This window comes from Lentisphaerota bacterium (assembly GCA_016873675.1).
Classification (GTDB): domain Bacteria; phylum Verrucomicrobiota; class Kiritimatiellia; order RFP12; family JAAYNR01; genus VGWG01.
Genome location: VGWG01000140.1, coordinates 1 through 6,071, shown reverse-complemented (window position 1 = coordinate 6,071; position 6,071 = coordinate 1). Strand labels below are relative to the sequence as shown.

Sequence of the window (6,071 nt, the reverse complement as noted above, 5' to 3'; positions counted from 1 at the left end):
CCGCCGACAATCAGGTATTCCACATTGCCGCCGCTCGTGACCGTGAACGTCCCGCTATTCGTGAAGATGTGCGCGGTCCAGTTCGTCCCGTTCAGCGTGTAGTTCGTCACCGTACCGCCCGTGGCCGACACGCCTCCCCCTGCTCCGCTGACCGTGACATTCACCCCCGCCGAGGTCGTGACCGCGCCGCCATTGTCGGTCGCCTTCGCCGTCAGCGTGTAGGCCCCCGCCACAACTCCGGTCCAGTCGTACTGGTACGGGCTGGTCGTATCCTCGCCCAGTTTGGTGGCGCCATTGAAGAATTCCACTTTGGCGACCGTGCCGTCCGTGTCCGAGGCGTTGGCGGTGAGCGTGATCGAAGCCGGCGCGGTGAAGCTCGCCCCGTTCGCCGGCGCGGTCAGCGCGCAGGTCGGATTCTGGTTCCACCTGGCATAGAGCGTCACGTCCGCCTCGGCGGTGTAGCTCGCGCCCTCGGCGTAGCTCGCGCCGCTGCCGTTGGCGGCGGTGTTCCAGCCCGCGAAAGTGTAGCCAGTCCTGACCAGGTTGCCGCAGTTACAGGCCAGCGTGAGCGCCACGCCGTTGGTCTTGGTCTGCGACTCGGGTACGGAGCCGCCGGTCGCGCCGTTGGCGTCGTAGTCCACGGTGTAGGTCGGGGGTATTACGGTGATGTTCACCTCCGAGGTCGTGGTCGCCCCGTTATTGTCGGTCGCCCTGAGGATCAGCGTGTAGCCTCCCACCCCGATGTTCACCCAGTTGTAAGAACACGGGCTTGACCCGCTCTCGCTGAGTTTGGTCGCGCCGTTGAAGAGCGCGACGTTGGTGATCGTGCCGTCAATGTCCGAGGCCTCGCCGACAAGGTTAATCGAGGCCGGCGCGGTAAAGATATCGCCGTCCTCCGGCACGATCCATGTGCAGATCGGCGCGTCGTTGACTGCCTGGATCGTCACATTCACGGTGATCGTGTCTGTGCCGCCCCGTCCGTCAGAGACCTGCACCACGAAACTATCGCTGCCGTTGTAGTTGGCATCCGGTGTGTAGCCAATGACCTTGCTCGTGCCGGTGCCGCTCGCCGTGGCCGTGCCGTGCGCGGCTGCCGTCGTGATGGACCATGTCAGCGGATCGCCGTTCTCATCTGTCGCGTGGAGCGTGAGGCTGAAGGGCGTGGGCGCGCCATCCTCGCTCATGGTCACCGGCACGCTCGCGCCTTCAGTAATGACAGGCGGCTGGTTGGACCCCGCCGTCGTGACCGTGATGTCCACCCCCGCCGAGGTCGTGACCGCGCCGTCATTGTCCGTCGCCTTCGCCGTCAGCGTGTAGGCCCCCACCGCGACGTTGGTCCAGGTGAAGGCATACGGACTGGTCGTGTCCTCGCCCAGTTTCGTCGCGCCGTTGAAGAACGCGACGTTGGTGATCGTGCCGTCCGTGTCCGAGGCCGTGGCCGTGAGCGCAATCGTGGCCGGTGCGGTGAACGTCGCCCCGTTCGTCGGCGCGGTCAGCGCGCAACTCGGCGCGCTATTGCCAACGCCGCCGGACAGCACACGCAGACTGTCAATATAGAGAATCTCATCATTGGCGTTGCACTGGGTGGAAAACCTGATCTGGAAATTGGACACCATGGCAAAGGACGAGAGGTCTATCTCGGCCGCCTGATACACATTGTTGTCCTGGCCGTCATTCACCGTAAACACGGTGTGCCAGGCGCCGTCATAGACTTCCAGCTTCGCGGTCTCGCCGGCATCGAAGTTCTTGGCTTTCCAATGAAACCGGATCTTCGCGCCGGTCACACCCGTCATGTTCAACCCGCGCGTGGCTGTGCCCGCGTTCTTCACATTCATCGCGAAGGCGCCTTCGTATGCGTTGGCTGAATCGTTGGCGATCGTCATATTGACCTTGTTAATCCACGCCGTATTCCAGCCGGCGCTTGCGACGCCGCCCTCAAAGAAATCGTAGGCCACTGTCGCCTCTTCCGTCGCGGCCACCGTCGTCTCCTTCCAGGCCACCGCGCGCCACTCGTCCATCACCAGGGCGCGGACCGTGTACACGCCGGGCGTGGTGTAGCTGTGCGCCTGATTGGTCCAGCCCGAGCCTTGGGAATCGTCCGTGGTGTAGGTCGGATTGTTCCGCCCATAGTCGTAGCCGTTCACAAACCATTCGACCTGATGACGGAAGGGAACGTGCGGGCTCTTCTCGCCAGCGCCGTCCGGATCGACAACCGATATTGAGAAGGTCGCCGGGACGCCCAGCGCGGCAGGGCTCATGTCAACCGCAAGACTCGTCACCACCGGCATCGCGTTGGAGGGCGTCGTCAGAGGCCGCATGGAGAGGTCGCCATAAAAAATGGAAACCGAAACCCCGGTATCCCAGTCCTCGTCGGCAATCGGAAAGTTCTGGAGCAGGGCTGTCCCCCATTGTTCGCCAGCCGCCATTGAGGAAACAAACCGGGCCCTGTCACCAGAGGAGTCCCACATCGGGTTTATGTTAAAGATGGAGTAGTTGCCGCCACCGATGTCGGTTGAACCGCCCAAACTGAAAATATTGCCGCCCCTTCGGCTGAACAACTGGTGATTCACCACCCCATTGGGATATCCCGCTCTACAGGAACTGCAAAACATGGCACGGGACTGCACCAGGTTCAGATGCACTTTGCCGATGTTCATCCCGGCGTTATAGTGGTCTTCAAGGCCATGAGAGAGTTCACAGATCAGGTCACTGCCATCGACTCCGTTGAGAGTACTGTCACTTCTGGGGTCAACGTACGCGTTCTTCCACACCTGGGTTGCCGTATTCGCTTCCGCCTGGGCCTGCGCATCGCCGCCCCAGTCGCTTCCAACATGAACGTATGCGGAATGCGGCAACCGGGATTGTCCGGTGCGATAGTAGTGGTTTGCTTCAAGCGCGCGCCTCACCAGCTCTATCTCGGATCCATAGGTGTAGTCGGTGATCGTAATCCGTCCAACCCAGATGTCGTGAACACTCACATGCCCGCTGGATTGCCACGCCCGCATGTTCCAGTAGAACATATCGCTGTACTTGCCGCCGGGGGCGTACTTGGCGACATTGCCGACCAGCAGCGCGCCGACCAGCGGATTCGTCTGATTGACCGAATTCAGGTGCGTCCATAACGCCTGCGCCGAGGTGCCCGACGCGAGCGGGGTGATGATCGCCGTGTAACCCTCGTTGGTGAGATCGGACCGGAGCCGTTGGACCTCGTTGCTCAGCGCCGTGTAAAGCGTCGCGTTGACCACGATGTCCACCAGCATCCCGGCAGGATCCCCGTGTGCGCGCACCATGACACGCCCTGTGGCGACATTGGAATTGGTCTCCCCATCGTTCACAAGATACTTAAACGAGTCCTCCCCCTGATAACCGGGGTTCGGCGTGTAGATGAGGTTCGCTCCGCCGGTGACCGTCCCGTGCGCCGCGTTGGACACCACCACCGCCGTCCAGGTTCCACCCGCATCAACATCTGAATACGCAGGCGGGTTTGTCACCGTCGTGTTCGGAAGACAGAACACCCGGAAATCATAGGCAATTGGCGGATTGTTTTCCGCGATTTGCATCTGTGTCGGCCTGTTCGTGCTTGTCGTGGTGCCGTTTCCAAGCTGGCCGGCGCTGTTGAAACCCCACACCCAGACCGTGCTGTCGGACTTCAGCGCCAAGGTGTGCCACGTCCCCGCGGCGATGGCGCCAACACCGGTGATCCCGGAAACCTGCACGGGAGTTCGCCGGGTTGTCGTCGAGCCGTCTCCGAGTTGGTACCAGGCGTTGTCGCCCCATGCCCATAGCGAGCCATCGGCTTTCAGCGCCAGAGTGTGAGTGTTCCCCGCAGCGATGGCCGTGACGCCGTTGGTCAGCACGGAGACCTGCACAGGAGTTCGCCGATTTATGTTGGTACCGTCTCCGAGCTGACCATACATATTGAAGCCCCACGCCCAGAGCGTGCCGTCATCCTTCAGGGCGACGTTGTGATTACCCCCCGCCGCGATGGCGGTGACGCCGGAGGAAAGTCCGGAAACCTGTACGGGAACATAACTGGCCGTGTTCGTTCCGTTCCCGAGCTGACCATAGACATTGTAACCCCATGCCCAGACCGAGCCGTCGGCCTTCAGTGCGACCGTATGAGAATCTCCTGCGGCGATGGCGGTGACGCCGGAGGAGAGCCCGGAAACCTGCACGGGAGTCCACCGGGTGGTCGTGGTCCCGTCTCCAAGCCGGCCACTGCCATTGTTACCCCAAGCCCAAACCGCGCCATTGGACTTCAGTGCGACCGAGTGAGAAGATCCCGCGTCGATGGCGCTGACGCCGGATGAAAGTCCGGAAACTTGCACCGGGACCGTTCTGTGGACCGTCCCGGTCCCAAGTTGACCATACCAATTCTGCCCCCACGTCCAGACCGATCCGTTACTCTTCAGCGCGACCGTGTGGGACCCGCCCCCGGCGATGTTGGTGACCCCTGAGAGCCCCACAGTCTGAACCAGCGTGTACCGGTTGGTGCCGCTCGTCCCATCGCCGATCTGGCCATAGTCATTCTGTCCACAAGCCAAAACAGTGCCGTCGGCCATGACCAACAAGGATTGATAATCCCCCGCACCGATGGCACTGACGCCGGTTACCGCCCCCGCCCATGCCGACCCACCGGCCGCCATTCCCGTGAGAACGGCGATCCCGATCATCCTGCGCATACGTGTGATGGTGCTCATTGTTTCTCCTTTTGTAATCACTCAAGCAACGACGCCAGCGCTTCGTTTGTCTCCTTGATCTTGCCTTCCAAATACCGTTGCCCCATCGGGTTGTCCGCCATGGCGGCATGCTCCTTTTCCAGGCGGACCAGGTAATCCTTCAAGACCGGCGCGCCCGAGGCGTCGCCGATGGCCTTGATCGCCGCCACCACCTGCGAGCCATACTCGTGCAGGAGGGTCTTTCCGACGGCCTTCTCGAACTCTTCCGCCAGCGCCGGGATCGCCTTGGCCGACCCGATCTCCCCCAGCGCCTTGACGCCCGCGGCGCAGACCGTGTCCTGGAAGCCATCCGGCCGCTGGCGGTTCGCGGCAATCGCGGCGGCGATCGCCGGGATGGCCTCCGCGCCCTCTATCTGGGCCAGGCTTTGCATGGCATACGCGGCAATTTTCGGATCGGCGGCGCCCAGTTTCCCTTCCAGATAACGGGCTACTTCGGGGGTCTTCACACTACCCAGCACCTCAACGGCCTTGTAGTTCAGGTAGTCTTCCGTATCGCCCAGTTGCATCAGGGTCCGAACCGCGTTCGCGTCGCCGCGCTTGCCGAGCTGTTCGACCTCGGACGATCTCGTTTCCAGGGGAATGGAGGCATCAACAAGGCGCGCCACGGCTGGATCCACTGTCCGCTCCGCCACGGCGCCAGGTGTTACAGGGACAGGCGGCAAAGGTTCAGGCGTTGTCGCCGAAGGTGGCTCGAACGGAACATCGGCAGTCGGAGTTGGGAGCGGGGGGGGTGTCTGTTCCGGAGAAAGGTGCGAAACAGGAACAACTTCTGCAGGCACAGCAGGCGGAACCGTGTCGTGAACCTCACCTTGCGAAACAGCCCGGCCGTGACTTTCAGGACAGGCGCCTCTTGAGAGCAGAAACCACAGGCCGACGGCAACAACGCCGATCAGACAAACGACTATCCAGGCAAATGGCTTACAGAGCATGCAAGCACCTTTCTGCAGCCCTGATACTTCACTTGAGAGTGCCAACTTCTCGGGCGCTCCCTGCGTCCGCTCCCCGCCCCCGCCTCCACATCCGTGGAGCGTGAAGATGAAAGAGCCGAACGCATTGTTCGGAATGCATTATGCGGGGGGGTGGGGTAAATGTCAACCCCTTTTTTACTTGAGAGTGCCAACTTCTCGGGCGCTCCCTGCGTCCGCTCCCCGCCCCCGCCTCCACATCCGTGGAGCGTGAAGATGAAAGAGCCGAACGCATCGTTGGAATGCACGATGCGGGGGGCAACCCCTTTTTTAATGGTAGCGGGGCTGCGGGGCCGTTGCCCAGTGGTGGCGTCACGGGGCCGTGCGAATCCGGTTCCGTGTCTCGAAAAGCGCGGAAAAGAGGTTG

Annotated in this window: 2 protein-coding genes; both read right to left on the bottom strand. The window is 62.0% G+C overall.

Translation table 11 applies throughout. The features are described 5' to 3' along the window. A partial coding sequence (locus tag FJ222_11615; GenBank protein MBM4165070.1) for a tandem-95 repeat protein occupies positions 1-4,700 on the bottom strand: 4,700 nt, incomplete at its 3' end. Positions 4,701-4,717: 17 nt separating this feature from the next. Continuing rightward, entirely contained in the window at positions 4,718-5,344 is a 627-nt protein-coding gene (locus tag FJ222_11610) for a hypothetical protein (GenBank protein ID MBM4165069.1), read from the bottom strand. Positions 5,345-6,071 lie beyond the last annotated feature (727 nt).